23 protein-coding genes, 1 tRNA gene and 4 pseudogenes are annotated in these 24,065 nt (G+C 67.7%); 15 read left to right on the top strand and 13 right to left on the bottom strand.

Features of this window, described 5'->3' with window-relative positions; all coding sequences use genetic code 11:
- Window positions 1-62: 62 nt before the first annotated feature.
- Window positions 63-1,253, bottom strand: coding sequence for a hypothetical protein (locus ACIRB1_RS34810; protein WP_403468245.1), 1,191 nt, complete (start codon window positions 1,251-1,253; stop codon window positions 63-65).
- 241 nt (window positions 1,254-1,494) lie between these two features.
- Here ACIRB1_RS34810 and ACIRB1_RS34805 point away from each other — a divergent pair.
- From ACIRB1_RS34805 to ACIRB1_RS34790, 4 genes and pseudogenes are all read left to right on the top strand, one after another.
- Window positions 1,495-1,703: pseudogene (locus tag ACIRB1_RS34805) on the top strand (ATP-binding protein); the annotation flags it as partial.
- Window positions 1,704-1,791: 88 nt separating this feature from the next.
- Window positions 1,792-2,271 (top strand): DUF4265 domain-containing protein, encoded by a 480-nt coding sequence (locus ACIRB1_RS34800; protein WP_403468244.1) that lies wholly within the window; start codon window positions 1,792-1,794, stop codon window positions 2,269-2,271.
- 179 nt (window positions 2,272-2,450) lie between these two features.
- Window positions 2,451-3,196: pseudogene (locus ACIRB1_RS34795) on the top strand (DUF6879 family protein).
- Window positions 3,197-3,206: 10 nt separating this feature from the next.
- Window positions 3,207-4,076 carry a helix-turn-helix domain-containing protein gene (locus tag ACIRB1_RS34790; RefSeq protein ID WP_403468243.1) on the top strand — a complete coding sequence of 290 codons (870 nt, stop codon included), beginning with the start codon at window positions 3,207-3,209 and terminating at the stop codon, window positions 4,074-4,076.
- A 214-nt stretch (window positions 4,077-4,290) separates the two neighbouring features.
- Here the strand turns inward: ACIRB1_RS34790 and ACIRB1_RS34785 are convergent, their stop codons facing one another.
- Complete coding sequence (locus ACIRB1_RS34785) at window positions 4,291-4,827, bottom strand: hypothetical protein (protein WP_403468242.1); 537 nt, start codon at window positions 4,825-4,827, stop codon at window positions 4,291-4,293.
- A gap of 207 nt (window positions 4,828-5,034) precedes the next feature.
- A tRNA-Met gene (locus ACIRB1_RS34780) sits at window positions 5,035-5,108 on the bottom strand.
- Window positions 5,109-5,440: 332 nt separating this feature from the next.
- Between ACIRB1_RS34780 and ACIRB1_RS34775 the strand changes: the two genes are divergently transcribed.
- Window positions 5,441-5,776, top strand: coding sequence for a WhiB family transcriptional regulator (locus ACIRB1_RS34775; protein WP_403468241.1), 336 nt, complete (start codon window positions 5,441-5,443; stop codon window positions 5,774-5,776).
- A gap of 43 nt (window positions 5,777-5,819) precedes the next feature.
- Here ACIRB1_RS34775 and ACIRB1_RS34770 read toward each other — a convergent pair whose 3' ends face one another.
- Window positions 5,820-6,137 (bottom strand): hypothetical protein, encoded by a 318-nt coding sequence (locus ACIRB1_RS34770; RefSeq protein WP_403468240.1) that lies wholly within the window; start codon window positions 6,135-6,137, stop codon window positions 5,820-5,822.
- 548 nt (window positions 6,138-6,685) lie between these two features.
- The gene (locus tag ACIRB1_RS34765; protein ID WP_403468239.1) at window positions 6,686-7,396 is read right to left on the bottom strand and encodes an HAD family hydrolase; all 711 of its coding nucleotides are present in this window, start codon (window positions 7,394-7,396) and stop codon (window positions 6,686-6,688) included.
- Between the two features lie 134 nt (window positions 7,397-7,530).
- Between ACIRB1_RS34765 and ACIRB1_RS34760 the strand changes: the two genes are divergently transcribed.
- Window positions 7,531-8,193 (top strand): HAD family hydrolase, encoded by a 663-nt coding sequence (locus tag ACIRB1_RS34760; RefSeq protein ID WP_403468238.1) that lies wholly within the window; start codon window positions 7,531-7,533, stop codon window positions 8,191-8,193.
- On the opposite strand, the gene ACIRB1_RS34755 is transcribed toward ACIRB1_RS34760, so the two are convergent.
- Complete coding sequence (locus tag ACIRB1_RS34755) at window positions 8,174-9,400, bottom strand: transcriptional regulator (protein ID WP_403468237.1); 1,227 nt, start codon at window positions 9,398-9,400, stop codon at window positions 8,174-8,176. The genes ACIRB1_RS34760 and ACIRB1_RS34755 overlap by 20 nt on opposite strands.
- Window positions 9,401-9,965: 565 nt before the next feature.
- Here ACIRB1_RS34755 and ACIRB1_RS34750 point away from each other — a divergent pair.
- The 7 genes from ACIRB1_RS34750 (at window position 9,966) to tgmC (ending at window position 17,605) form a co-directional block, all read left to right on the top strand.
- Entirely contained in the window at window positions 9,966-10,784 is an 819-nt protein-coding gene (locus ACIRB1_RS34750; RefSeq protein ID WP_403468236.1) for a hypothetical protein, read from the top strand.
- Between the two features lie 291 nt (window positions 10,785-11,075).
- On the top strand, window positions 11,076-12,041 hold the full coding sequence (locus tag ACIRB1_RS34745; protein WP_403468235.1) for a hypothetical protein: 966 nt from the start codon (window positions 11,076-11,078) through the stop codon (window positions 12,039-12,041).
- Between the two features lie 108 nt (window positions 12,042-12,149).
- Complete coding sequence (locus ACIRB1_RS34740) at window positions 12,150-13,643, top strand: amino acid permease (RefSeq protein WP_403468234.1); 1,494 nt, start codon at window positions 12,150-12,152, stop codon at window positions 13,641-13,643.
- Window positions 13,643-15,007, top strand: a complete 1,365-nt coding sequence (locus ACIRB1_RS34735; protein WP_403468233.1) for a glutamine synthetase family protein — start codon at window positions 13,643-13,645, stop codon at window positions 15,005-15,007. The genes ACIRB1_RS34740 and ACIRB1_RS34735 overlap by 1 nt, the downstream gene beginning before the upstream one ends.
- Window positions 15,008-15,255: 248 nt before the next feature.
- Window positions 15,256-15,549 (top strand): putative ATP-grasp-modified RiPP, encoded by a 294-nt coding sequence (gene tgmA, locus ACIRB1_RS34730; protein ID WP_403468232.1) that lies wholly within the window; start codon window positions 15,256-15,258, stop codon window positions 15,547-15,549.
- A complete protein-coding gene (gene tgmB, locus ACIRB1_RS34725) occupies window positions 15,546-16,490 on the top strand; it encodes an ATP-grasp ribosomal peptide maturase (RefSeq protein WP_403468231.1) in 945 nt (314 codons plus the stop codon). Before tgmA ends, tgmB begins: the two co-directional genes overlap by 4 nt.
- Complete coding sequence (tgmC, locus tag ACIRB1_RS34720; RefSeq protein WP_403468230.1) at window positions 16,487-17,605, top strand: ATP-grasp peptide maturase system methyltransferase; 1,119 nt, start codon at window positions 16,487-16,489, stop codon at window positions 17,603-17,605. The genes tgmB and tgmC overlap by 4 nt, the downstream gene beginning before the upstream one ends.
- A gap of 207 nt (window positions 17,606-17,812) precedes the next feature.
- Here tgmC and ACIRB1_RS34715 read toward each other — a convergent pair whose 3' ends face one another.
- Window positions 17,813-18,100 carry a hypothetical protein gene (locus tag ACIRB1_RS34715; RefSeq protein ID WP_403468229.1) on the bottom strand — a complete coding sequence of 96 codons (288 nt, stop codon included), beginning with the start codon at window positions 18,098-18,100 and terminating at the stop codon, window positions 17,813-17,815.
- 390 nt (window positions 18,101-18,490) lie between these two features.
- Here ACIRB1_RS34715 and ACIRB1_RS34710 point away from each other — a divergent pair, with 390 nt between their 5' ends.
- Complete coding sequence (locus ACIRB1_RS34710; RefSeq protein WP_403468228.1) at window positions 18,491-19,069, top strand: dihydrofolate reductase family protein; 579 nt, start codon at window positions 18,491-18,493, stop codon at window positions 19,067-19,069.
- A 91-nt stretch (window positions 19,070-19,160) separates the two neighbouring features.
- Here the strand turns inward: ACIRB1_RS34710 and ACIRB1_RS34705 are convergent.
- From ACIRB1_RS34705 to ACIRB1_RS34680, 6 genes and pseudogenes are all read right to left on the bottom strand, one after another.
- Window positions 19,161-19,346 (bottom strand): annotated as a pseudogene (locus ACIRB1_RS34705) (IS256 family transposase); the annotation flags it as partial.
- Window positions 19,347-19,364: 18 nt separating this feature from the next.
- Window positions 19,365-20,216 carry an SDR family oxidoreductase gene (locus ACIRB1_RS34700; RefSeq protein ID WP_403468227.1) on the bottom strand — a complete coding sequence of 284 codons (852 nt, stop codon included), beginning with the start codon at window positions 20,214-20,216 and terminating at the stop codon, window positions 19,365-19,367.
- 66 nt (window positions 20,217-20,282) lie between these two features.
- Complete coding sequence (locus tag ACIRB1_RS34695) at window positions 20,283-20,801, bottom strand: cell wall assembly protein Knr4 (protein WP_403468384.1); 519 nt, start codon at window positions 20,799-20,801, stop codon at window positions 20,283-20,285.
- Window positions 20,802-21,057: 256 nt separating this feature from the next.
- Window positions 21,058-21,828 (bottom strand): transposase, encoded by a 771-nt coding sequence (locus ACIRB1_RS34690; RefSeq protein ID WP_403468226.1) that lies wholly within the window; start codon window positions 21,826-21,828, stop codon window positions 21,058-21,060.
- Window positions 21,829-21,931: 103 nt separating this feature from the next.
- A pseudogene (locus ACIRB1_RS34685) lies at window positions 21,932-22,255 on the bottom strand (FAD-binding protein); the annotation flags it as partial.
- Between the two features lie 139 nt (window positions 22,256-22,394).
- On the bottom strand, window positions 22,395-23,093 hold the full coding sequence (locus ACIRB1_RS34680) for an SDR family NAD(P)-dependent oxidoreductase (protein ID WP_403468225.1): 699 nt from the start codon (window positions 23,091-23,093) through the stop codon (window positions 22,395-22,397).
- 83 nt (window positions 23,094-23,176) lie between these two features.
- On the opposite strand from ACIRB1_RS34680, the gene ACIRB1_RS34675 reads away from it, so the two are divergent.
- Window positions 23,177-24,055: a helix-turn-helix transcriptional regulator gene (locus ACIRB1_RS34675; protein WP_403468224.1), complete on the top strand. Its 879-nt coding sequence runs from the start codon at window positions 23,177-23,179 to the stop codon at window positions 24,053-24,055.
- Window positions 24,056-24,065: the final 10 nt, after the last annotated feature.

Below are 24,065 nucleotides of genomic sequence, written 5' to 3'. Positions count from 1 at the left end.
CGGAACCCCTCCCGCCCTCATGTATCTGCCGCCTACAGCCCCGGCGGCCAGGGCGCGCGCACTCAGTCCCCAGGAGTGAGAGCGGCGCAGACCGGGTCCCCGGCCCTGAGATCGCGCAGCAGGGCCCGTTTGGTCCGGTGGGCCGCGATGAAGCCGGCGTAGCGCTCGGCGAACGCGGCCGTGGCTGCTTCCCGGCCGGCGAGGGCGGCAAGATCCCCCAGGAGACGGACCACTTCTGGATAGTGCCGGGTACCACGGCGGGTGAGGAGTTCTCCTACCCGCTGCCAGGCGGCCTCGGGATCATGCTGAAGGCCGGACAGCCGCCGGTTCTGGGCCTCTCGCTGCTCCCGTGCTGCCCGCTCCCGTTCGTCGGCTTCCCGCTGCTGCTCACGGGCGATCCGCCGTGCCCTCTGAGCGGGGACCGCGGCGCGGATCTCCGCGACCGTCCGGCGTACGGGAGCGGGACCGGTGGGCGTCTGGGTGTCCTGGAAGCGCCGGCGCATCTCATGCAGAGGCCGGAGGTCGCCGCTGTGCAGGAGCGTGGCCAGGACAGCATCCTTGTGGCCCGTGTCGAGGGAGGTGATCCAGGCCCGGTGGGCGGCGAGCGGTGGGCGCGGAGCGGGCCGGGACGAACGCTGGGCCGCCACTGCGATGAGGTCCTCGTCGATGCGCAGGAACGTGGCCAGGTCGGCCAGCGGCTCGGGGAGGTCGTCCAGGCCCGGCGGTACGGGCGGCTCCAGGTCGTCCCCGTCGAGCTCACCGCCCTGCGCGCACAGCAGCCACACGAGATACAGCAGCCGCAGGTCCCCCTCGGCCACCTGTCGGCGGGCGCGAGTGATAGAAGGCAGCCACTGCTCGTCCCGGTCCTGGTCCCCCTCGTCGCCGAAGAGGTCGTTGAAGTCCTCCGGGTCATCCTCGTTGTCGGACTCCAGGGCGATCAGGACGTACCCGCCGCTTTCCCAACTGTCCGCCGAGTCACCGGCGCAGTACATCTGCGCGGTGTCCGGGGGCAGCGTGGCGGCGGGCCACCGCAGGATCAGCCGCCGGGTGCCCCAGTTCGCGAAGTAGAGGTGTGCGTCGTAGTGCGTCTCCACCAGCATCCGCGCATTCCCCTTGAAATCACCCCAGCCGTAGGTGTTCACGAAGCTGTGCCGGGTCAGGCGTGCCCTGGTCGTCAGCGCCCGGATCTCCGCAAGCTGCCTGTCGGTCAACGGCTCGTCGACCGCGAACTGGTAGTGCTGATACTCCGACATGGCCTGCTCCTCCCACCGTTCCCGGACAAAGTCGTAGCAGAGCCGTCGGATCGTCATGGCGGAAACGGGCAGGGTCCGCGCGGTACTTCGGCGGTCGTGGTCATGACGTGGCAGCGGGTGACCTCTGGAGTGCAGGGCGGCGGTAGCGTCCAGGTGCCAGTCCGCGAAGGGCTGGACCGCAAGGGGACAGCCCTGAAACCGTCCCTCTTTCTGTTCCCCGACCCGCTCCCGCGGCAGCACCCAGGTTCTCACGGAACGTGAGGAGAAGAGCAGTATCGCGATCGCCTTCGACGAGGCGTTCACCGGCTGGAGCAGGGCCTTCACCGATCCACGGCTCTGCGCGGCGATCGTGGACCAGCTCACCTTCAACGCCCCCTGATCGAGACCGGCACCGAGTCCTACCGCCTGACTCGCTCCAAAACCAGGGCGGAACAGAAGGGCAGGCAGTAGTAGCGCACCCGATCAGCTTCGCCAGCCGACGCCATGGGACGATCTTCGCCGGGACGAGCAGGCAGAGGTGGCGGAGTTGCAGTACATCGTGCACGAGGACCCGGTCGGTCGAGCCGAGAGCAACTACATCGCCCAGGCCGATCTGACCCCCTTCGACCTCGACGGACAGATCGAACAGCTGTGGCTCCAGCCCGAAGAGCACGGCACATACAAGGTGGCCTGCATCCCGTTCATGACCTACGGCCTCGCTCTTGGAGACCGGGTCCGTCTCTCACCAGAAGCCCGCGTGGTCGAAGTTGCCCAGGCGAGCGGACACCGCGTCCTGCGCACACTGCTCCGGCCGAGCACCGACGCTGCACGACTTGGCCGCAGCATCAGCCTCATCAAGAACTCGATCAAGGAATCCGGGCTGCTCAGCGAATGGCACGGAGAGCACTTCGTCGCCATCGACGTCCCTCCCGGCACCGACATGAGCCCGTTGTCCGCCCTGCTGCAACGGGAAGTTCACGAGGCCGGCGCCTTCTGGGAATGGGCCGACGCCCTGCCGTTCTCAACCACGCGGAGCTGACCGCGCTGCGGCTGGTCCTGACGCAAACCAAGTCCCGAGGCCACTTCAGGACGTCGGCAAGCTACACAACCTTCACCAACTGGGGCCGCTCGAAGCCAACATGCCGGGGCCGATGAACGACGTCACAGCCACGGCCGCGTGCGTGCGTCAGGATGCCGCCTCTGGAAGGGAGAGCGTCCATGGCTCGCCAGCTACGCTTCACCGGCACAGACAGCAAGGTCGACGGCTGCCCGCCCTGCACACGGACGAGGGCACCGGCGAGATCGTCGTCCAGGGCACTCCGGTCACCGACCCGCACGACCTCGCGCAGCTGAAGCACTTCGGGCCGGACGAGGCAGCGGTCGTCGTACCGCGCGAACTGCTCGTGAACTGGGGGCCGAAGGAGATGGAGCGGGTGCCCGAACTGATCGACCGAGACACCTTCCGGCGCCTCTTCGAGACGTTCGAACACACCGCCTGGCGCCTGGAGACACGGCGCGGCTATGCCTCCGACCGTCAGGACCCCGACTACCAGGCGTTCCTGGCCACCGGCTCGTCGCCCTTCGACCCTGACGAGCCCTGGTTCGTGAACATCCGCCGCCAGACCAGGGCCGGCAAGAAGGTCGGCCGAGTGCGCATCGCCGACAACCCGCCCGCCACCGGGCAGTTGTTCCTGCTCGACTACGCCCGGCACAACGCGGCAGTCGGCGAGGACATCCGTTACCTGTGGCGTCAGGACGCGGCCCAGCTGCCCGCCGAAGACTTCTGGCTCTTCGACTCGCTCCTGGTCACCCTGCTCCACTTCGACGACGCCGACAACCTGCTCGACATCGAACTGATCACGGAGCCCGCCCAAGTCGTGCGGTACTCCATCGTCCGTGACGCGGCCATGCACGGCGCCGTGCCGTACGACCAGTTCGCCGCGCAGGTGGCCCCGACCGAGTAACGCGTGACCGGTGAGCACTGACTACCAGCAGGCACGGGAGGCGCTCGGGGCGCGGCTGCGTGAACTCCGTTTCTCGTCCCCAGGTGGCCGGCTCACCGGTCAGCAACTCGCACAGCGGCTCGGCTGGCCGGGCTCGAAGGTCAGCAAGCTGGAGAACGGCAGGCAGACGGCCAGCCCCGAGGATCTCCGGGCGTGGGCCGAAGCGACCGGCCAGCCGGACCAGTACCCCGAACTCGCCGCCCGCCTGGCGGGGTTCGAGTCCCACATCAGGTCGTGGCGCCGGACCCTTGCCAACGGCTTCAAGCCGCTGCACGAGGGTCTGAGCGCCGAGATCGAGCGCACCACTGAAATGTGGGTCTGGGAAGAGTCGGTCATCGCGGGGCTGTTGCAGACCCCCGAGTACGCCCGCCACGTCATCCAGCGCTACTCGGAACTACGGGGCGGCGCCAACGACATCGAGGCCGCCGTACGTTCCCGGGTGCAGCGCCAAGAGTGGCTGTACCGCCCTGGACGCAAGCTGCACGTGCTGATGTGGGAGGCCGCGTTGCGGTCGCTGATCTGCCCTCCCTCCGTACTGGCCGCCCAGCTCGACCGACTCACGGGCGTGGTCGGAATGGAATGGACACCGTCGAGCTGGGCATCGTCCTTCACCGCCTCGGTGAAGATCGTGCCCGCCAACGGCTTCTGGGTCCTGGACGACAGCTTGGTCGTCGCCGAGGACTGGCATGCCGAGTTGTGGTTGGACGACGCCGACAACATCGCCCTCTACTCGAAGGTCTGGCGCACCCTGCGTGAGTCCGCCGTCTACGGCTCCGACGCCCACGCCCTCATCAACTCGGCCAGGCGAGCCGTGCCCGCGCCCGTGGTTCGACCCGGGTGAACCGACCGGAGATCCGGTCCATCAGACCCTCGAACATCGCCCGCCGGCGGTCGGGCACTGCGTAGTGACCCGCGCCCACCGCTCCATCCTCAGTCCACACACCTCACGATGATCATCGGTGGCGGCAGCCGTCTCCGCATCGGGCCCTCCAGCAAGATCACAGCTACGGCGGGAGTACTGGCGTCTGGTCTGCTCCGCCGGGCAGCCCTCACGGTCAGCCAACAAGATCGTCGTCGCACAGCCGTGTCCGGCAATGCGACGGCAACAACTCGCCAGCCTGCTCTCGCAGAGCCTGGAGCCGTCCGCGGTTCTCTTCCACGACCGTCAGGATTTCGAATGCGGTGCCCGCGTCCATGACGGACCTGCCGGAGAGCACCTCGCCATACAGCAGCCACTGCCCCCGGGCCGTGATCTCGCGACACAGCTCCGGCAAGTCCAGCCCCTGGGCGGCAGAACCGAAGTCCGTACCTCCACCAGCGACCATGAGTTGCACAAGGTCGAGGAACTGAGTTCGAGCCTGCAGCGGAACGTTGTCCGCAAGAGCTGCCAGAGCTACCGAGGCCACCGCAGGAGCCGGCCCGAAGAGCGTAGGCGAGCTCCAGGCGTGACCGTCAAGAGCGCCCGCTACCCCCCGCGACTGGCCACGAGCGACCTCCAGCAGGAGCTCCGCCACGTGCTCGGCGGACCGGCCACATCCGCAGTCCATACCAGCCCAGTCCCACTGCGCCATCTCCAACTCCACCAGCTTCATAGCCCCGACACCCTAGAGGTCACATCCCATCCCGGGCAGCAACATCACAGTGGCCCGCGCCCGACGCAACCACTGCCGACGCCACACCGCCCTTCGACGATGAAGATCCACATCTACGGCTGGAGCACTAGGGGGATTTCGGCGAACCAACGCGCCCGAGAACGACGTCGGCCTCCGCCGCTCAATGCGGCGGAGGCCGAACTCCAGTAGCGGGGACAGGATTTGAACCTGCGACCTCTGGGTTATGAGCCCAGCGAGCTACCGAGCTGCTCCACCCCGCGTCGGTTGGCCCACCGTACAACATCTTCCGGGCCAGGCGCGGGCTCAATGAGGCCAGTCGATGCTTCGTGGCCGTCATTGAGCACGCCCCCAAAATGCCCTGAGTCGCCGCGCCTTGCAAGGTCCGGACAGCGAGCGAGGGGTTCACCGACGGCATCCCCGCTTCAATCGCCATTACAGTCCCGGCTCAGTCTGTGACAAGTCAGCGCCACTCGAAGGAGTTGGGCTCTCTTGCACTGCTGAACGCGCAGCACCAGGCTCACGTACTGTCACGTGCCTGCCGCATGTAGCCGGGCGTTGCTGCTGGCCGAATCGAGGAGGGGACGGTGCCGAGGTGATAGCGGATTCCGACTGGGGCGAACGCGGGCTGTGCAAGAGTGCCGACCCGGACGAACTGTTCGTCGTGGGAGCCGCCCAAACCCGGGCGAAGGCCGTGTGTACCGGCTGCCCCGTACGCACCGAATGCCTGGCCTACGCCCTGGACGAGCGCATCGAGCACGGCATCTGGGGCGGGATGACGGAACGTGATCGAAGGGCACTTCTGCGCCGTCGGCCGACCGTGACTTCGTGGCAGCGCCTGCTGGAGACCGCCCGCTTGGAGCACGATCAGCAGACCCGTTCCGTTGCCCCGGCGAGCGGGCTGGTCCAGGTGCTGGACGAGGCCTGCTGATCGAGGATCAGGGCCTCCCCGGTCCCGGGGAGTTGGTCTCTGCTCAGGTCGGGAGGAAGACGGCAGTGCCGGGGCCTTCGGCGTGGGCCTTGACCCGTACGCGAAGGTGTTGGTCCATGCCGTCGGCCAGGCAACGTGCGATGGTGGCGTGCACCCATCGGGCCAGGCCGAATCGGTCGGTCACCGCCATGGCGGCGCTGTCGTGGGCTCCGAGACGTTCGAGCTCCCGGTACCGCAGATCCCGCTCCAGTTCGGCGACGACGATGCGCAGCGCGGCACTTTGTTCCTCGCTGGTGAGCGTGACCGGGGTCTTCAGCTCAACGGTGATTTCGTAGCGGTGTCCGCGGTCCGGCGAGCACATGTGGTCCGGCGTCCCCCGCCGGCTGCGAGGTGGTACACGTACGCAGTGAAGCCGGCAACGAAGTGGAGTCGGGCCGGGCCGACGTAGCTGCCATCCGCTCGGTATATGACCGTGCCCGGCAGGAAGAACTGCGCCATGGTGAGGGCCTCTTGGCATCCCCGGCAGCCTTCCACGCTGGTCGGGCGTGTGCTCGGGTGGGCATCGATCAGGTACTCGTGGAAAGCGAACTCCCCGGTCCTGAGGCCGCTTTTGTCGGCGGCCATGTCGCATCGCCACCATGCCTCGGCGAAGTCGCGACAGGTGGGGCATGCCGGATGGCTGGGCCCTGATGATCAACGACGACGCTGCGGTCCCTGGTGGCAGTGAGGCGGCAGACACGGACGTCCTACAGCGAGAAACCTGTCGCGCGGGCTCGGCATCCGAAGGCTCACGAGCTCTGAGCGACTTGTCGCAGAGGGCGGCCTTTGGATCACCGACCCTGATGACACCGACGTCAACGAGCTTGCTCAGCGCGAGCGCTAGGGATTCACCCCGGTGGTTCATCGCAATCAGCAAGGCATATCCCTGGCCGAGGGCCCGGGCCGCGATATCGAGCCGCGTACGAGCTTGACCAGGAACTCCGTGTCTTGAAGGTCCGACAGCACCACTTCCGCGCCAGCGTTACGGAGGGCGGCTTCGCTGCTATGCCCAGATGCCACCGCGATGACTCGTACCCCGTTCGCGTGGGCACCCTCCACGTCGGCAGGCGTGTCGCCGATCAGTACTGCATCTACTGCAGACGTGTTCGCTCGCTGAAGGGACGAATGCACCAGGCTGGCGCGGACGTCGCTCTCTTCCCCGTAAGCACCGAGATCCCAGAGGATGTGCTGGTCGAGCCCGAACACCTGGAGCTTGATCTCGGAGACTGGGCGGATGTTTCCGGAGACCACCGTCTGCTGGATACCGAGAGCAGCGAGTGCGTCGAGAGCAGCGGCTGCACCGTGCAGAGCATGCCCACGTTCACGTAGTTCGGCGGCTTGCCTCAGGTGCTCCTCCGTCAGGGCGTCAGCGAAGCGCTCGAAGTCCGCACGATCCGTGGTCAACCCGTGAAGTTTCGCGGTCTGGCGGAAGATCACAGATTCTGTTATGCCGTCGATCTTCGCTTGCTCGCGCATGGGCTGGCCCATGGCCCTCTGGAACGCTGCTGCTGACAACTCGCGGCCTACACCGCGTGTGTCGATCAAAGTATGGTCGATGTCCCACAGAACCAGTTTTGCCATGGTTCTCCTCAACTCCCCATCCGTCGCTGGGTAACAAGATGTCATGCGACCGTGCACGGACGGGGGCCGTGCCTTGGGCAGTGAGCGGAGCCCTCGGGATGAGACAGTTTCGTCGTCCGGCTACGCTGCCGCCCATGATCCGTGCAGTGATGTTCGACGTTGGTGAGTGCCTGGTGGACGAGACCCGGGAGTACGGCACGTGGGCCGACTGGCTCCAGGTCCCCAGGCACACCTTCCACGCGATGTTCGGCGCCGTCATCGCCCAAGGGCGCGACTACCGCGAAACATTCCAAGAGTTCCAGCCCGGCTTCGACCTCTACACCGAGCGCGAGAAGCGGGCCGCTGCTGGTCAGCCGGAGCACTTCGGCGAGAGCGACCTGTATCCGGATGTGCGACCGGCGTTGGCCCAGCTCCGCGCCGATGGCTTGTGGCTAGGCATAGCCGGTAACCAGACCATTCGCGCCGGCGGCATCCTGCGCCAGCTGTTCACGGACGACGTCGATCTGATCGGCACGTCAGACGACTGGGGAGCGAGCAAACCAGACATCGCGTTCTTCGATCGCATAGCCGAGGTAGCGCCGTTCGACGTCGAGGAAATCCTGTACGTCGGGGATCGGGTCGACAACGACCTTCGGCCAGCTGTGGCGGTCGGTATGCCGACCGCGCTCGTGCGCCGCGGTCCGTGGGCCACGATCCAGTGGGCCAGTCAGGAAGCGAAGGAACTGCCTACCTTTCGTGTAGAGAGCCTCCTCGAACTGTCCGGTCACATCGCGCAGTTCAACGGGACAAGGCGCTGACCGTCGTCGACCAGCCGTACAGACGGTCATCTAGGTCACGCACACAGCGCTCATGTTGGTGCGGCACCAGCGCGCGTCGCACCTCGCGGATACGGTCCATCCCCATCGCGTACCAGTTGCGCTCCAACTGGTCGAGCGCGCGCACGGCGTACCCGCAGGCGGCCTCTGGGTCCCCGGCCGCTGCTGCCACAGAGGCGAGATCTCCGAGGATCACGGTTGCCTGCTTCTCCTCCGACGGGTCGAGAGCGTCGAGGACCCCGAGGAGCGTAGTCCGCGCCTGCGGCAAGTGGACAGCTCTCAACTGGACGTTGCCCTTGAAAGCCGCCAGCCGGACAGGGGAGAACCAGTCGAGCCACTCCGGCGACGGGTGCTCCCCGCCGTGCGCGACGATGTCTTCGGCATGTCCGATCAAGTGCAGCGCCGTCCGGGGGTTGTCGCAGCGGGTTTCGCACTCGGCTTCCACAGCATCAAGCCAGGCGAGCAGTTCCGCCGAGGCTGGGCCACGGCGAGCGTAGGTGCGGGCGGCCACCATCCGCTCGACCGCCGACTCCCGGTCACCCGCCCATGCGGGAATGAACGCGGTGTGCGCAAGAATCGCGCTGCCCAGCAGCGGGTCGTCGGCCTCGCCCGCTGCCTGGAGTGCGAGCAGCAGTGTGCTTGCAGCACGGTCGGCGGCACGCATGTCGAAGAACTCCAGGCGTGCCGCGAGTAGGTAGCTCTCGGCCAGAGCGCAGGCAACGGTCCTCCGTGTCTGACCAGCTGTCTCCGTGAGCAGTGCGCAGCCAAGGGATCCGTGCGCCTGCACGGCAGGATGGAGCGTGGCGGGGGCGACTGACCAGTACAGGCGCCGATGAGACCGGGTGACGGCTTGGAAGTCAGCGGCGACCGTCGCAGGCTGCAGGGTGACCACCTGAGTCGGGACAGCGGCCAGACCAACGACGGCGCCCGCGGCTGGAAGAACTGAGCGACGTCCTCGGTCGGCCTGGACTGCGTTCGGTGGAGTGAAACCGAGAGACTCGAGATCTTGCCCCAACTCCCGTGTAAGAGCCTGTGCTTGGTCGCGGTGCGGCCAAGGCGGATCTGCTGACACCCAGCGTCGTACCTGTCGGACGCCGACCCCCAGGGCGTCGGCGAACGCCTGCTGCGACCTGAATCCAGCCGCGATCATGGCGGCCTTGAGCTGGGTGTTGCCTGCGGACCGTGGCACTGACTTACCTCCATGTCGAGCATTGCGGACAGTGTCACTCAAAGTCCTCCGCCTGGCTAGCTATCCGCTACAGAGGCAATTAAAGTCCTAAATTCAGCTCCAAGAGGACCTACTAAAGCCCTCGATTTCAGAGTCTTATAGGGCCACTCTGATGCACACCTGATCGCTGGTGCGCCTGAGGAGCCACGATGTCGACCCAAGCGTTACCCACCGCAGCGGGGTGCACTCTGCACGATGCGGGCCGAGCCTGGGACGCGATTCGCGTTCCGTCCCGGCTCGGTATCGCTGCGATGGCCATCCTGGGAGCCCGCTGCGGCGCGCTACTCGAATACCCGCCGAACGAGGTTGTCTATTTTTTCGTCTCACTCGGCACCGCTGCTGAGTGGGCACTGGACGGGACTCACGCGATCGGTCGGGGCGGGACCCTCGCGATCCCGTCGACTCGCTGCACGTCGGGAGGGGGCCCGCAATGGCGAGTCTGCCCCGGGGACACCGACTGGATCACCGACGCGCACGCGCTGCGGGCGGCCCTCGAAGACTGCATGGCTGGATCGGAGCGATCGGCGTGAGCACCCTGCCAAATACAACGCCCCCGGATTTCCGGGCCACGGACCGCGGCATCGCAGGCGTGCTCGCCCTGGATATCCCCAAGGCGGATCCTTCCGAACCTCCCGTGGACAATGCTGAATTCGGCCTGCGCAAAGACACCGCGCGCATCCTCGGCGAAGCACTGCGCGCGGCCGAGATCCGCTCGCTGTGCGACGTGGGCCGTACGCCGCGCAGCCCGGCCCTCACGCTAGTCCTGCTGGCCAACGACGACGACTCCACCGCTTTCCCCGACAGCATGGCCGTTCCCGACCGATCGGCAGCGAGCGTACTCAAACACGCCCTGCACAGCATCGGCGTTGAAGTCGGCATCGTCACCGAGACAATAGGGCCCGAGCCCGCGCTCCGCGTCGAACTCTCCACCTGCGGCGACGCTCTCCTCCTCACACAGTGGATCATGGACCATCTGCCAGCCCCGCACGATGCCGCGCACCATCTGCGCGCCGCATTCGCCAGCCGGGGCATTGAGGCCAAGAACGTGCGCGCCACCCGCACGGTGGTCACAGTCGGCCGCCTGTCTGTGCAGGACGCCGCAGCGCTGCGCAGCACTCTGCACGAGGCCAAGGGGGCCGATCTCGATCTGGACGACGACTGGCGCTCCGTGGACTACCTGGCCGCCCGTACTGGAGCCGTCCTGAGTGCCGCAACGGGAAACGTCGTCAACGTCTTGGCAGATCCCGCCTGCAGCACCTGCGCACGATCCCGTCCGCACAGCCTCGATATCGGTGACATCACCGTCTCCGCGGCCCGTCGCCTGATCGCGGCCATGAGCGTCTAGGGCAGACTCGGCAACCCCCGGGGCCGACTGATGCCCGCCCCGTATGCCCTTTGCCCCGCCGCCTCTTGCAGACGCTCGGAGCGTGAGCGACGACAGCTAATTGCCTCCTGCCCCTTCCTGCCTCTGAGCCGGCACGACTGACGCACTCCTTCCCCCAACCTGAAGGCCGCCATGTCCCGTTCGTCGTTGACCAGCGCCGCCCCCAGCGCTTACCGAGGTGCCCCTGCCACGCCCCCCAACAGCATGAACCTCATCATCAGCCCTGTCGGTGCTGACTCCGACCTTCGTGCCGTGCTCGAGGACCTGCAGATGGGCCGGTACGCCAGTGCCCGTGACCTGCTGATCCGCACGGGAGACAACTGGTCGTTGTACGCGACCCGTTGCCAGCGCCTGACGGACAGCGTGACGGAACGCGGTGTCCTGAAGATGTGGCGGGACGAGGAGCCGTACAGCGCACACGCTGCCACGGTGTGGGCATGGTCGCTGACCCGCGGGGCGATCGGTCTCTGCCGCAAGGGTGCGAAGGCGGATGTCGTGGGGCGTGCTGCGGCGATGGCGCAGCAGGAGTGGAGGAGGGTGGACGAGGTGTGGCCGCGCTCTCCGGAGCCGTGGTGCGGGCGGCTTCTGCTGAGTCAGCTTCCCTACGACGCGTGGCGCTTCGATCCCCGCTGGCGCCATCGCCCAGAGCCGTGGGGCACGCTGGACGATCCCGTGATGCACCTGGAGGGGCCGTGGCCTTTTCTGGAGGAGGCCGACCGGCGTCATCCGGGCAGCCGGGACGGTCACCACCGCATGCGCGAGTACTTCCTGCGCCGTCACGGGGCTGCTGTCTCCTGCCAGTACACGCACTGGCTGGTCGCGGGCGGCCGGCTCAACCCCGAACTGCTCGTGCTGCCGCTGTATGCGCAGATGGACCTCTACCGCGAGCGGCACAGCGACGGCCGTAACTCCGCCCTCCAGTTCTGGCAGACAGAACAGGCGCGGCACTTCGCCATCCAGGCCTACGACGGATGGTTCGCCCACCTCCCGCCGACCGAGTACGCCTGGGTGTCGCCCTGGGACCTGAACCACCTGGCGCATGCCCTGGTGGGCTGCGGAGAGACCGAGCGCGCCGCCTGGGTGTTCAGGGCGCTGGGCCCCTACGCCACACCGCAGCCGTGGAAGGACGTCCTGGAGAGCCTGGGCCGCACCAGGGACTGGACCGATGAGTTCCTCCGCATCCGCACCACCGTCCTGAGGCGGGGGACGCCCTGGTGAGCAGCCGTGCACCGCCGCCGCACCCAGCGCCTGCCCCTTCGCTCTTCCCCCTCTCCCCTCTCCCCTCTCCCTGATTGGACCCTGGTGTCTCACAGAAGTGCCGGCACAATGACGCCGCCGGATGACGATGACGTCCTCCAAGCCCTGGGAATCAAGCCCGAGTTATCCCGCAAGATGGGCACGTTCGGGAACTACGCGATCAGCTTCTCCGTCATCTGCATCCTGGCCGGCGGGATGAGCCTGTTCGGCTTCGGCCTCGGACACGGCGGACCGGTCGTCATGCTCGGCACCTGGGTCGCGATCGGTGGCCTGACACTGCTGGTCGCCATGTCGCTGGCCGACGTGGTCTCCGCCTACCCGACCTCCGGCGGGCCCTATTTCATGGCCGAAAAACTGGGCGGCCAACGCTGGGGCTGGTACACCGGCTGGCTGAACCTGCTGGGCCTGCTGGGCGCGATCGCGGGCATCGACTACGGAGCCGCCGCGTTCATCGGCGCCTTCGCCCAGCTCCAGTGGGCCATCACCCCCACCCCGGCAAGCACGATGCTGATCTTCGCCGCCATCCTGCTCCTGCACGGACTGCTCAACTCCGCGGGCGTGCGCCTGGTCACCGTCCTCAACTCGGTCTCCGTGTGGTGGCAGCTCGGCGGCGTCGCCGTCATCGTCGGCACCCTCACCCTCGCCCCGACCCCACACCAGTCGGTGAGTTTCGTGTTCACTCACTTCCACAACGACACCGGCTTCAGCCCCCTCTACGTCGCCCTCATCGGCGGCCTGCTCGCCGGCTACACCTTCTGCGGCTACGACGCCTCCTCCCACGTGGCCGAGGAGACCACCGACGCCCAGAACTCCGCGCCGAAGGGCATGGTCCGCTCCGTCTGGGTGTCCTGGGTGGCGGGCTTCGTGCTCATCGCGGGCCTGCTGTTCGCCATGCAGGACTACACCGCCACCCAGAACACCGCGACCGGGGTCCCGCCCGTGCAAATCTTCCTCGACGTCCTGGGCCCATCCGGCGCCAAGGCACTGCTGCTGATCGTCATCATCGCGATGCTGTTCTGCGGCAACGCCGAGGTCGCCGCGGCCAGCCGCATGATCTACGCGTTCTCCCGCAGCCGCGCCCTGCCCGGCTGGAAGAGCTGGCGGCGCGTCAACGCCCGCACCAAAACCCCCACCCGGGCCGTGTGGTTCGCCGTCGTCGTCCCCTTCGCCCTCGCACTGCCCGCCCTGTGGTCGCCTGCCGCCTATGGTGCGATCACCGCGATCAACGCCGTCGGCATGATCCCCACCTACGGCATCCCCGTCTACCTGGCCCTGCGCAAGGGCCGCGCCTACCAGAGCGGCCCGTGGACCCTGGGCCGGTGGAGGCGCCCAGTCGGTGTCGTCGCGGTCGTCTACGTCGTCGTCATCACCGTGGTGTTCTGCCTGCCCCAGACGGCACCGATCACCGGTGAGACGTTCAACTACGCCGGCGTGACACTCGCGATCGCGCTGCTGCTCGCCGCGCTCACGTGGATGACCCGCGGCAAACGGGACTACCAGCTCGCCGCCGCCGGCACCGCACTGCCGGACGAGGCCGCCGCGTTCGGCGAGGGAGGCTTCTGATGACCGCCAGCACATCCGCCCGCCCGGCACTGCCCTGGCCCACCGGAGTACTCAGCGAGCAGTCCCTCCGGGACTTCGTGGAAGCGCGGCGTATCACCGAGATCGTCCTCGGCGTTCCCGACATGCAGGGGCGTCTGAAAGGCAAGATCTTCAGCGCGCCGGTGTTCCTGGAGCGGATGACCGGCGGGGCGGAGATGTGCTCCTACCTCCTGGCCACGGATTCTGACATGACTCCCCTGGACGGGTTCGACCTCACCAGCTGGAAGCGGGGATTCGGCGACTTCCTCGTCACACCGGACTGGGAGACCGCCCGGGTGCTCCCCACCCGGCGCGGCACCGCCCTCGTACTCGGCACCGCTGTCGGTGACGACGGCACACCGGTCCGGGTCGATCCGCGCCACATGCTCCGCACTCAGCTCAGCCGGATGAGCGAGTTGGGATACGGAGTGCAGGCAGGAGTGGAGAGCGAATTCGTCCTCTTCTCGAAGGAGGCTTCCGGTCTGGTGCCGGCGTGGAGTGAGAACCTCGACTACGGACTGGAGCAGCCGCCCGCCGTCAGCGACTTCTTCCGCCGCCTGGACGATGCGATGACCGAAGCCGGCATCGACTACGAATCGGTCAAGCTGGAGGGCGCGCCCGGCCAGGCCGAAGTCTCATTCGTCTACGGCGATCCTGTCGCCGTCAGCGACGGCTACTCCGTTTTCCAGCTGATCGCCCGCGATATCGCCGGGCGCGACGGCCTGGTACCGGCGTTCATGGCGGCCCCGCAGACCGGCATCGGCAGCGGACTCCACCTGCACCTGTCGCTGTGGAACGAGCACGGCGATCCGGGATTCCACCACTCCCGTGCCCAGGGCCCGCCGCCGCTGATGACCCACGCCATCGCAGGCCTGCTCTCCCTCCTGCCGCACCTGGCGCCGCTGTACTGGCCCACCGCCAACTCCTACAAACGCCTGCGCCCCCACAGCTTCGCCCCCACCCGCTACACCTGGGGCACCGACCACCGCGGCTGCGCCGTCCGCGTCACCGGCCACGGCCCCAGTGCCCGCCTGGAGGTCCGCCTCGCCGGCTCCGACGCCAACGCCTACCTCGCACTCGCCGCCTACATCGCCGCGATGGCCCACGGCATCGAGGAGAAACTGACACCCCGGCCGGCCTGCGAGGGCGACGCCTACCAGGACACCAGCACCATGCCCGTCTACGCCGATCTGGCCGAAGCCGTCCAGCACTTCGAGCACAGCACCATCGCGCACAGCCAGCTCGGCCAGGACGTCGTGGACCACTACGCCCGCGCCGCCCGCGCCGAACTCGACTGGCACCGCAGCCGCGTCACCGACACAGAACGGCACCGCGGCATCCGCTGATCCCCCTGCCACCGAGTGATCCCCCCTCGGCGGCAGGGCCACAACACCCTCGTTCCCCCCGGGCGGGTGGGGAACGAGGGCCCCGGCTCCCGGCCTGACACGCCGGGAGGGTCTGATCCTTGGTGGGTCCAGACCCGTCCTGGTCCCCACGGGGTGGTGCCTGCGGGGACCAGGACAACAACCATCACCGGACGGCCGCTGTACCTGCGGGCCGTCGCCCATGAACTGCGACACACAGAGGAGTCCGCATGTTCGTACACACCGACCGCCTGCCCACCAGTGAGGCGGTTCCCCAGGGCACCCTCACTCCGAAGCCGTGGGGTCTCAGCCGCATGGCGCCGTACCCGACCATGGCCCCGGAGTACGCCCGGGCCGAGCTGGACCCGGCCACCCAGACCGCCGTGTTCTTCGACAGCTCCGGCCAGGTGATGGAGATGCCCGGCCACGGCACCAGTACCGGCACCAAGCCTTCCACGGGGACCAGCCCCGACGGCGACGGCACCAGCTCGGACACCGACACGGGGAGCGACGGCGACCAGTGACCGATTCACGTCCGGTGCTGGTCGTCACCAGCCTGCACGACCCCACCGCCGACGTAGTGATTCGCGAGCTGCACGACCGGGACATCCCGGTCGTGCGGTTCGACTCGGGGGACTTCCCCGCATCACTGTCGGTGGAGGCAGAGATCACCCAAGAGGGCATCCGGGGGCGCCTCGATACCGCCTCGCGTTCCGCCGACCTTGCCCATGTCCGCTCCTTGTACTACCGGCGGCCGACCGGCTTCGCCTTCCCTCACCTCGACGAGCAGGACGCACGGTTCGCCACCACCCAGGCACGCTACGGCCTGGGAGGCGTACTCGCCTCCCTCAAGTGCCGGTACGTGAACCACCCGCATTTCATCGGCGACGCCGAATTCAAGCCCTCCGGCCTGGCTGCCGCCGTGGAAGCCGGCTTCCAGGTACCCCCCACCATCATCACGTCGAACCCCGACGCCGCTCGGGGCTTCATCAAGCGGCACGGCTCAGTGATCTACAAGCCCCTGTGGAACCCCGTGTACCGGGTCGACGACGTCTCCTCCGTCGTCGAGATCGCAGAGGTGACGGCCGACGACATCGACAGCCGTGTCGCCGGCACCGCCCACCTGTTCCAGCAGCGGGTGGAGAAAACTGCCGACATCCGCGTGACCGTCATCGGCCCGCATACGTTCAGCGTCCGGATCGACTCCGACCTCCTGGACTGGCGGACCGACTACAGTCGCCTGCGCTACACCCCCGTGCCCACGCCTGCGCAGATCGAACTGTCGCTCCACGAGTACCTGAACCACTTCGGGCTCCACTTCGGTGCTTTCGACTTCGCCCTGGACGCAGGCGGGCAATGGTGGTTCCTGGAATGCAACCCGTCCGGCCAGTGGTACTGGCTGGAGACCGAGACCGGCCTGCCGATGTGCGGAGCACTGGCTGACCTACTGGAAAGGAAGCCGTGAGCGACCACGAAAAGCTCCTCCGGCAGCTCATCGACACCATGACCGCGAGCGGCTCCCTCCGCACAGAGCCATGGAAGAACGCTGCCGCGGCCACGCCAAGACACGAGTTCCTGCGCAGTGGATTCTTCCGCCTGGTACCCGGCTCGGCACCTTCCGCCTGGGCCCCGGTCCAGCAGGACGCAGACGGCTGGCTCGAAGCCTGCTACGCCGACGAATCCCTCGTGACACAGATCGCGGGCACGATCACACCGGCGGACATCCGCGGCGAGATCATGCGCGAGCCGACGAGTTCCAGCACACTCCCCTCGCTCGTCCTGCGGATGCTCGAGGACCTCAACGTTGAGCAGAAGATGAAGGTGCTGGAGATCGGCACGGGAACCGGCTACTCAACAGCGGTGCTCTGCGCCCGCCAGGGCGGCGGCAACGTCACCTCGATCGAGTACGACCAGGAGGTGGCCCTGCGGGCCCGGGAAGCCCTCAGCCGGCTCGGCACGTTCCCCAACCTGCTGACCGGAGATGGTCTACTCGGCGACGACGAGGGCGCACCCTACGACCGGATCATCGCCACGTGCGCCGTCCGCACCGTACCCACCGCCTGGCTCCAGCAGACCCGCCCCGGCGGGCAGATCCTGACGACCATCAGCGGCTGGCTGAACGCCTCCGAGCTGGTCCGCCTCACCGTCCACGACGACGGCACAGCCTCCGGACCGGTACTCGCCGGTCACGTCAGCTTCATGCTCGCCCGCCCCCACCTGGCGCCCCCGCTCGGCATGCTCCCGGACCTGAGCGCGGGCGAAAAACGCGAGGCCATCCTCGGGCCGGACGTCCTGGACGACTGGACGACCCGGTTCATCGCACAGTTCGCCGTGCCGACCGCGCAGCGTCTGAAACTGCAGCATGCCGGACACGACGAGGACGTCCTGGTCGACACCGAGACGGGATCGTTCGCCGCGCTCTACGAAGAGGACGGCCGCTGGATCGTCCGCCAGGCCGGCCCGGAGGCGCTCTGGGACGCCGTCGAGGAGCAACTCGGCCACTGGCACACCGCCGGCACACCCCCGGTGAAAGAGGCCACCGTCCGCGTGACCCCAGAAGGCCAGAGCATCCACTGGTAGGTCCCCCTACCGGCCCCGTCTGTCCGCTACCCCGTGGCGAATGGGCGGGGCCTTCCGTCCGGTGAGGCACTTTTCAGGTCGTCGCGGAGCCTGGGGTGTAACAGAAGATGGCCGTTGACGTTCCAGGGGTCCCGCCCCCCCAGCTTCCCAAGCTGAGAGGGCAGGTTGGACGACTCGGCATTGCCACCGATCAGGGCAGCGGACCTGTCAGTCCTGCTCACGGTCCTCTGCTCGCAGTTCAGCCTTCCGCCTACTGATGTAGCCAGCCAGGTCCTTCTTGATGGCCATTACCTCTTCCACCGGGATGCGGATCGGTCCGCAATACTGCGCGTCGCACGAGCGGGGGTGAGTACCGTCGATGAGCGAAATGCCGCTGACAACTACCCAGCCGTCGTCATCGACCTCCGTGCAGAGCACCGGGTGAAACGAGCAGTCCTCGTAGATGTCCCCCACCCGGATGCCGGCCGGATTCCTGGGGTCGATCGTCTTGTTCATGAGGCCCAACCTGCCACGAAGGGCCGAGCGAGTGCTTCCGAGATTCAGGCAGCCCGTCTAAGTTTCCGTCTCATTCAGCCCCGTTCACGACCGTTCAGCAAGGACCGGACGCCGTGCTCGCCTCGCAGGTCGACTGTATCGCTCGCGGACATCCGCCAGCGCCCGCAGGTCGACGAGGAATAGTCAACACCTGTGGATCGGCCTGCCACGCTCTTCGTCCTCCGCTATGTCGCCGACCACTCTGACCACGCCATCGTCCTGGCCGCGGTCAAGCCCTGGGGCCGCATCCGGGGGGGGGCGGCCGGGCTCCAGGAGTCCGGCGGCGATGAGTTCCGTCGTCGTTACCGGTCTGTCTCTTCAACCTGATCAGCCACCCTCGAGGAGAGCATCGTGACCGCGACCTACACCTTCGACGTCTTTTCCACCCTCGACGGCTACGGCGCCCACATCGGCAACTGGGGCGGCTATTGGGGCAAGCAAGGTCCCGAGTTCCTCGGCCGACGCCTCGCCTTGTACGACCAGGAGCAGCGGATGGTCTTCGGGGCGAACACGTATCGTGCGCACACACAGATGCTGGCCTCGGGCATCGAGGAGTCCGAGCTGAGTGACCCATGGGTCACCCGGATGAGAAACCTGCCGGCAACGGTGGTGTCGACCACTCTCAAAGAACCCCTCAACTGGCCGGACGCGACCGTCGTGAGCGGTGACCTTGTCGAGGTCATCGCCCGGCTCAAGGAGGAATCCGAGGTGCCGTTGCGCTCGCACGGCAGCCTGTCGCTGAACCGGGCGCTGCTGGCCGCGGGTCTGGTCGACCGCGTCCAGGTGACACTCTTCCCCGTGACCAACGGCCAGACCGGCGTAGACCCTATCTTCCAGGGTGCGGCCGACTTCGATCTCGAGTTGATCGAGAGCCGGACGCTCGACGGCCACACCCAAGAACTCATCTACCGGCCTACCTTGCATGTCTGAGTCCATCCATGCCCCCACCCCTCCAAGCAGCCGAACCTGACCCGGAAGTTCCCGAGGACCGGCATACCGACCGGTCGCAGGGCCGCCCTGGTCACACAGCTTGCTGATCACCTCCTAATCCGTCGGGTCGTTCGACGAGCTGGCCGTTCTTGAAGCGGGTGCCGACCCGCACGAGGGCGACGAGGTGGGGTGCGGTGATCGCGCGCCAGCGGGCCTGGGCGGACTCGGTTAGCTTGAACACCATGGCCAGGGCCGCAGCCGCGCTGCCAGCCCCACGGTGCCCCTGGTCCGTAGGTCAGTAGCTCCCTCGTGGGTCTGTAGTTGCGTCGCGTTGCAGGAACTGTCGGGCGCCACGCAACGTGGTCTGCAGGTGCCGCTGGGTTGCCTGGCTGTTGAGGCGTACGTCGAGGGCTCCGGGAAGGGTGCTGTCCGCTCGCAGGCCCGCGGGAAGCGGGGCGTCGAGACCGTCGCGTTCGGCGATGAGGACGCCGAGTTCGTGGCGGCTCAGAGCGTCGGGCCCAGCGAGATGGCGGATGCCTGCCGCGCCGCTCCACGCCAGTTCCAGCAGGGCGGCTGCCAGGTCCGAGACATGGACTGGGCAGCGGATGTCATCGGTGAACAGGACGCCGTCGGATGCGCCGACGGCGAGCTGGTGCACCAGCCGCTCATGGACGGAGCGCCCGTGGCCGATGATCAGTGACGTGCGGGCGACCAAGGCCTTCGGGTGCAACTCGATGATCCCGGTCTCCGCCGCGGCCTTGGCCGCGCCGTAGGGGGTGACGGGGTCGGGGAGGCAGGATTCGTCGTAGTGGACGCGGCCGATGCCGGAGAACACCGCGTCGGTGGACACCTGGACCATGTGGATACCGTGGCTCGCCGCGACGACCGCGAGGTGGAGCGGGCCTTCGGCCGTGACCGCCCAGTCGGCCCCGCCGCTCGACGCGTTGATGACGACCGACGGGTTCACCTCGGCCATCACGGCGTTCAGGCTCTCCGCGTCCCGCAGGTCCAGGGGGCACCACGCGCTGGGAGAGGCGGTGCCCGGCTCCGTCGTGTAGGTCGCCACGGTGGTGTGCCCAGCCGCTCTCGCCTGCCGGACCAGCTCGGACCCCAGGAAACCGGTGCCGCCAACGATCAGAATCGACATGCGCGCAACCGTAACCCTGGAGTGCCACGGGGGGCGGTCACCCGGTGTTCGGGTAAGCCGACCGCGTCAGGTTCGGATCTGCCACTCCAAGCAACGGTGGCCTGATGCGTCTTCGAAAGGTGTGGGCCAGTAGTAGAGGAAGGGACCGTCAGATTCCAACGCGTCGGCCAAGGTTCTAAAGAGCTGCGTCAGACTGATTGCCCATAGGGTCCCGTCCAGGTCTCCGGACCCTATGCCCATCTCATACACGTGACCATATGAGGGGCCGGGCCGGTGATCGACAAAGGCAACCCCGCCGTCGTTGGGAAGCGCGAACGGCACGCAGCGATGCAGATTCACGGCCAGTGCACCGTCCTCCCACAGGTCAGCATCGATGTTGTCTTCGCCGACGTCCACGATCACGTCGTACATCCACGCGATATCGTCCACGCCGCTGAGCCGGTGCCCCAACGGAAGAAATGCGCCAGCGGGAAGGCGCCTGCGGGAGCCAGGACTGGCAACAGCCTCAGCGGCTCCATCATGCTGCTGCAGCAGTGCCCTGAGTTCCGGATGCAGCTCGAAGCCGAGCCGCGACTCCATCTCGATGAACCGCTCGGGGACGGCCGGCCTTCACAACAGGGCATGATCAGCGGGCGAGTTCACCAGGAGCCATGACGCAAAACGAGTCCACTCACGCTCGAACGCAGAAAGATCTATCTGTGTCATGCGCTGAACATAGACGGCCGTACTGACAGTTCGATTCCTGGCCAGGCTGCCCGGTCTGACCAACAGGAGTTGAAAACACCTAAGACTTGTCCCGTAAATGATCTTTGACGTGGTGGGTCACCTGCTCGTTTCTCCGTCATCCGGCCAGGGTGAGGTTGTGCAGGCGGGCGATTCCGAGCATGGCGTGGTGGACGCCGTCGCCTTTCAGGCGGCAGTCGCGGAGGATCTTCCAGGTCTTCATGCGGGCGAAGGCGTGCTCGACGCGGGCGCGGACCTTGCGGTGGGAGGTGTTGTGTTCTTCTTTCCAGGCCGGGAGTTCGCTCTGGCCTCTCTCTCGACGGTGCGGGATGACCAGACCGGTGCCGCGGTAGCCGCCGTCCGCGATCACTGTGGTCTTGCCGACGGCGTCCTTGGCGCCGGACAGTTCCCACGCCTTGCAGTCGTTGCGGTTGCCGGGCAGCGGCCGTCCGACGGCAACCACGAGCCGGGTGTCGGCGTCGATGACGACCTGGTGATTGGTCGAATAACGATAGTTCTTCGATTGCTCGGCCACCGTGTGGTCGCGCGTGGGCACCAGGGTTCCGTCCACGATCAGCACCGCGTCCTTCCGGAACCGCTTGCGCTGCTGCAGTGCCAGCGCCGGCCCGAGGTGGTTGACGATGCGGTCCGCCGCAGACTTCGACACCCCGAACAGCGGGGCGAGTTGGCGCAGCGTCAGGTTCGTCCGCCAGTACGCGGCGACCATCAGGACCCGGTCCTCCAGCGGCAGGCTCCAGGGCCGCCCCTTGCGCACCGGGTCCGCACCCTCACGCCGCAACGCGGTGAGGAGCTTGCCGAACTGACGCGGACTCAGCCCCGTGAACGGGGTTATCCAAGACGGCTCCGACGCCGTGATCACACCAGCCACACCAAGATCATCTCACTCGTGACCAGCAGTTACGGGACAAGACTTACTCAGGGGATATGGCGCAGTTTCTCATCGGTGCCGGGCGAGCGGGGCGAGCAGGCCGCCAGTCCTGCCAGGCCAGCTCTTGGGAGTCCTTGATGCCCATGAGCCGCTGTTCGACGGAGTCGATCAGGAATAGGCCGCCGAAGGACCAGAACGCCTGGCCGCCCAGGTTGGATTCGGGTTCCTGGTCCAGGAGCAGCACCTTCTTTCCGGCTGCGACCAGTTCGGAGGTCGCGACGAGACCGGCGAGGCCGTGGCCGACGACGATGGCGTCGGCGTCCGGGGTGCCTGCCGCGAACGTCGGTACCGCGTGCGCCGCGAGAGCGGCGCCTGCGGCGACACCGCCGGCCACCGTCAGGGCTCTTCGTCGCGGTGGGGGCCGAATGCTCCATGGGGTGCCTTCCGGGTCAGGTACGGGAGGTGCGGGAGGTGCGTCCGACGCGTGAACGTGCCGCGACACCCCTGTCGCTACCGCCGGTAGCCCCGGGAGACCAAGCTGTGTCGGCCGTGTTGCGAGCCCGGGTTCAGGACCAGTCGATGGGCCCGTCACGGTCGACGAAGCGGCCCGAACCGGCGCCGGGTTCCTCCGTCGCCAGCCGGACGATCGCGTCCGTTCCCTCGGTGACGGTCTGCGGGCCGCTGTGGCCGTTGAGGTCGGTCGCCGTGTAGCCGGGATCGACGGCGTTGACGCGAACTCCCTGGAGCCCCTTGGCGTATTGAGTGGTCAGCATGGTGAGGGCGGCCTTCGAGGCGGTGTACAGCGGCGCGACGACGGAGGACTCGACGCGCGACGGGTCGTGGGTGATCGCCAGCGACCCCATGCCGCTGCTGACGTTGATGACGACCGGGTCGGCCGAGCGGCGCAGCAGCGGGAGGAACGCGGTGGTCGTCCGGACCACTCCGAACACGTTGACGTCGAAGACGCCGAGCGCGTCCGCGCCCGTCAGGTCGGCGGGGTCGCCGTGCGGGCCGTGCACACCGGCGTTGTTGATCAGGACGTCGAGGACGCCTTCGTGGGCGGCGACATCGGCCGCCGCGGCCGTGACGGAGGCGTCGTCGGTGACGTCGATACGGACGAACCGCGCACCTAGCGCGGCGGCGGCCTCCGCGCCCCGCTCCTCGTCACGGGCTCCGACGATCACGGTGTGGCCGAGGGCGAGGAGGCGGCGGGCGGTCTCGTGGCCGAGGCCCTTGTTGGCTCCGGTGATGAACGTGGTGGTCATGCGTCGATCGTCCCCACCGCGCCGCCCCTCTGCCAGGGACGCCGCGACCGTAGGAACGGCAGTACCAGGGTGGGTGGGGCAGGATGGAGGACATGGCGACACTGGAGGGGCTCGGCCTGGGGGCGACGATCCGTGCCTGGCGGGAGCGGCTTTCCCCGTCGGACGTGGGACTGCCGTCCGGGCGGTCCCGGCGAGCGGCCGGTCTGCGGCGTGAGGAACTCGCCGAGCGGGCCGGGGTGTCGGTGGACTATGTGGTGCGCCTGGAACAGGGGCGGTCCACGGCACCCTCGGCGCAGGTCGTGGCCTCGCTCGCGCGGGCCCTCCGGCTGACCCCTGTGGAACGGGATCACCTCTACCGCATGGCCGGGCTGGTGTCGCCGAACGGCGAGCCGATCCCGGATCACCTCCCGGCGGGGGTGCATCGCGTGCTGAGCCGGCTCGGGGATGTCGCCGTCGCCGTGTTCGCGGCCGACTGGCAGCTGATCTGGTGGAACGCGGGCTGGGCGGCGCTGCTCGGCGACCCGTCGGCCAAGCCGCCCGAGCAGCGCAACTTCGCGCGCGAGCGGTTCCCGGTCGATTCCGGCGACGACGTGCGCATCGCGTCGTGGCCGGTGCTCGTGCGGAACGGCGAGGCCTCGGACCTCGCCGTCGTGTCCGATCTGCGCCGCGCCACCGCCCGCTTCCCGCAGGACGTCCGCCTGGCCGAGATGGTCCGTCAACTCGTCGCGGGCAACCCGACGTTCGCGCGACTGTGGGCGAGCGGGGCCGTCGGCGCGCACCGGGAGGACCGCAAGACGGTCGAGCATCCCGAGGTGGGACCCGTGGAGGTGGACTGCGATGTCCTGACGGACGGTGACTCCGACCTGAAGATCGTCATCTTGACTGCTGCGCCGGGGAGTTCGGACGAGGAGAGGTTGCGGCGGACGCTGGCCCGCGACGCCTTGCGGGCGGCCGACTCCTGACCGGGACGGG

Origin of the sequence: Streptomyces sp. NPDC096013 (assembly GCF_044763565.1) — a bacterium.
Taxonomy (GTDB): domain Bacteria; phylum Actinomycetota; class Actinomycetes; order Streptomycetales; family Streptomycetaceae; genus Streptomyces.
The sequence above is the reverse complement of the archived record's forward strand: the minus strand, read 5'-3'. Positions and strand labels throughout refer to the sequence as shown.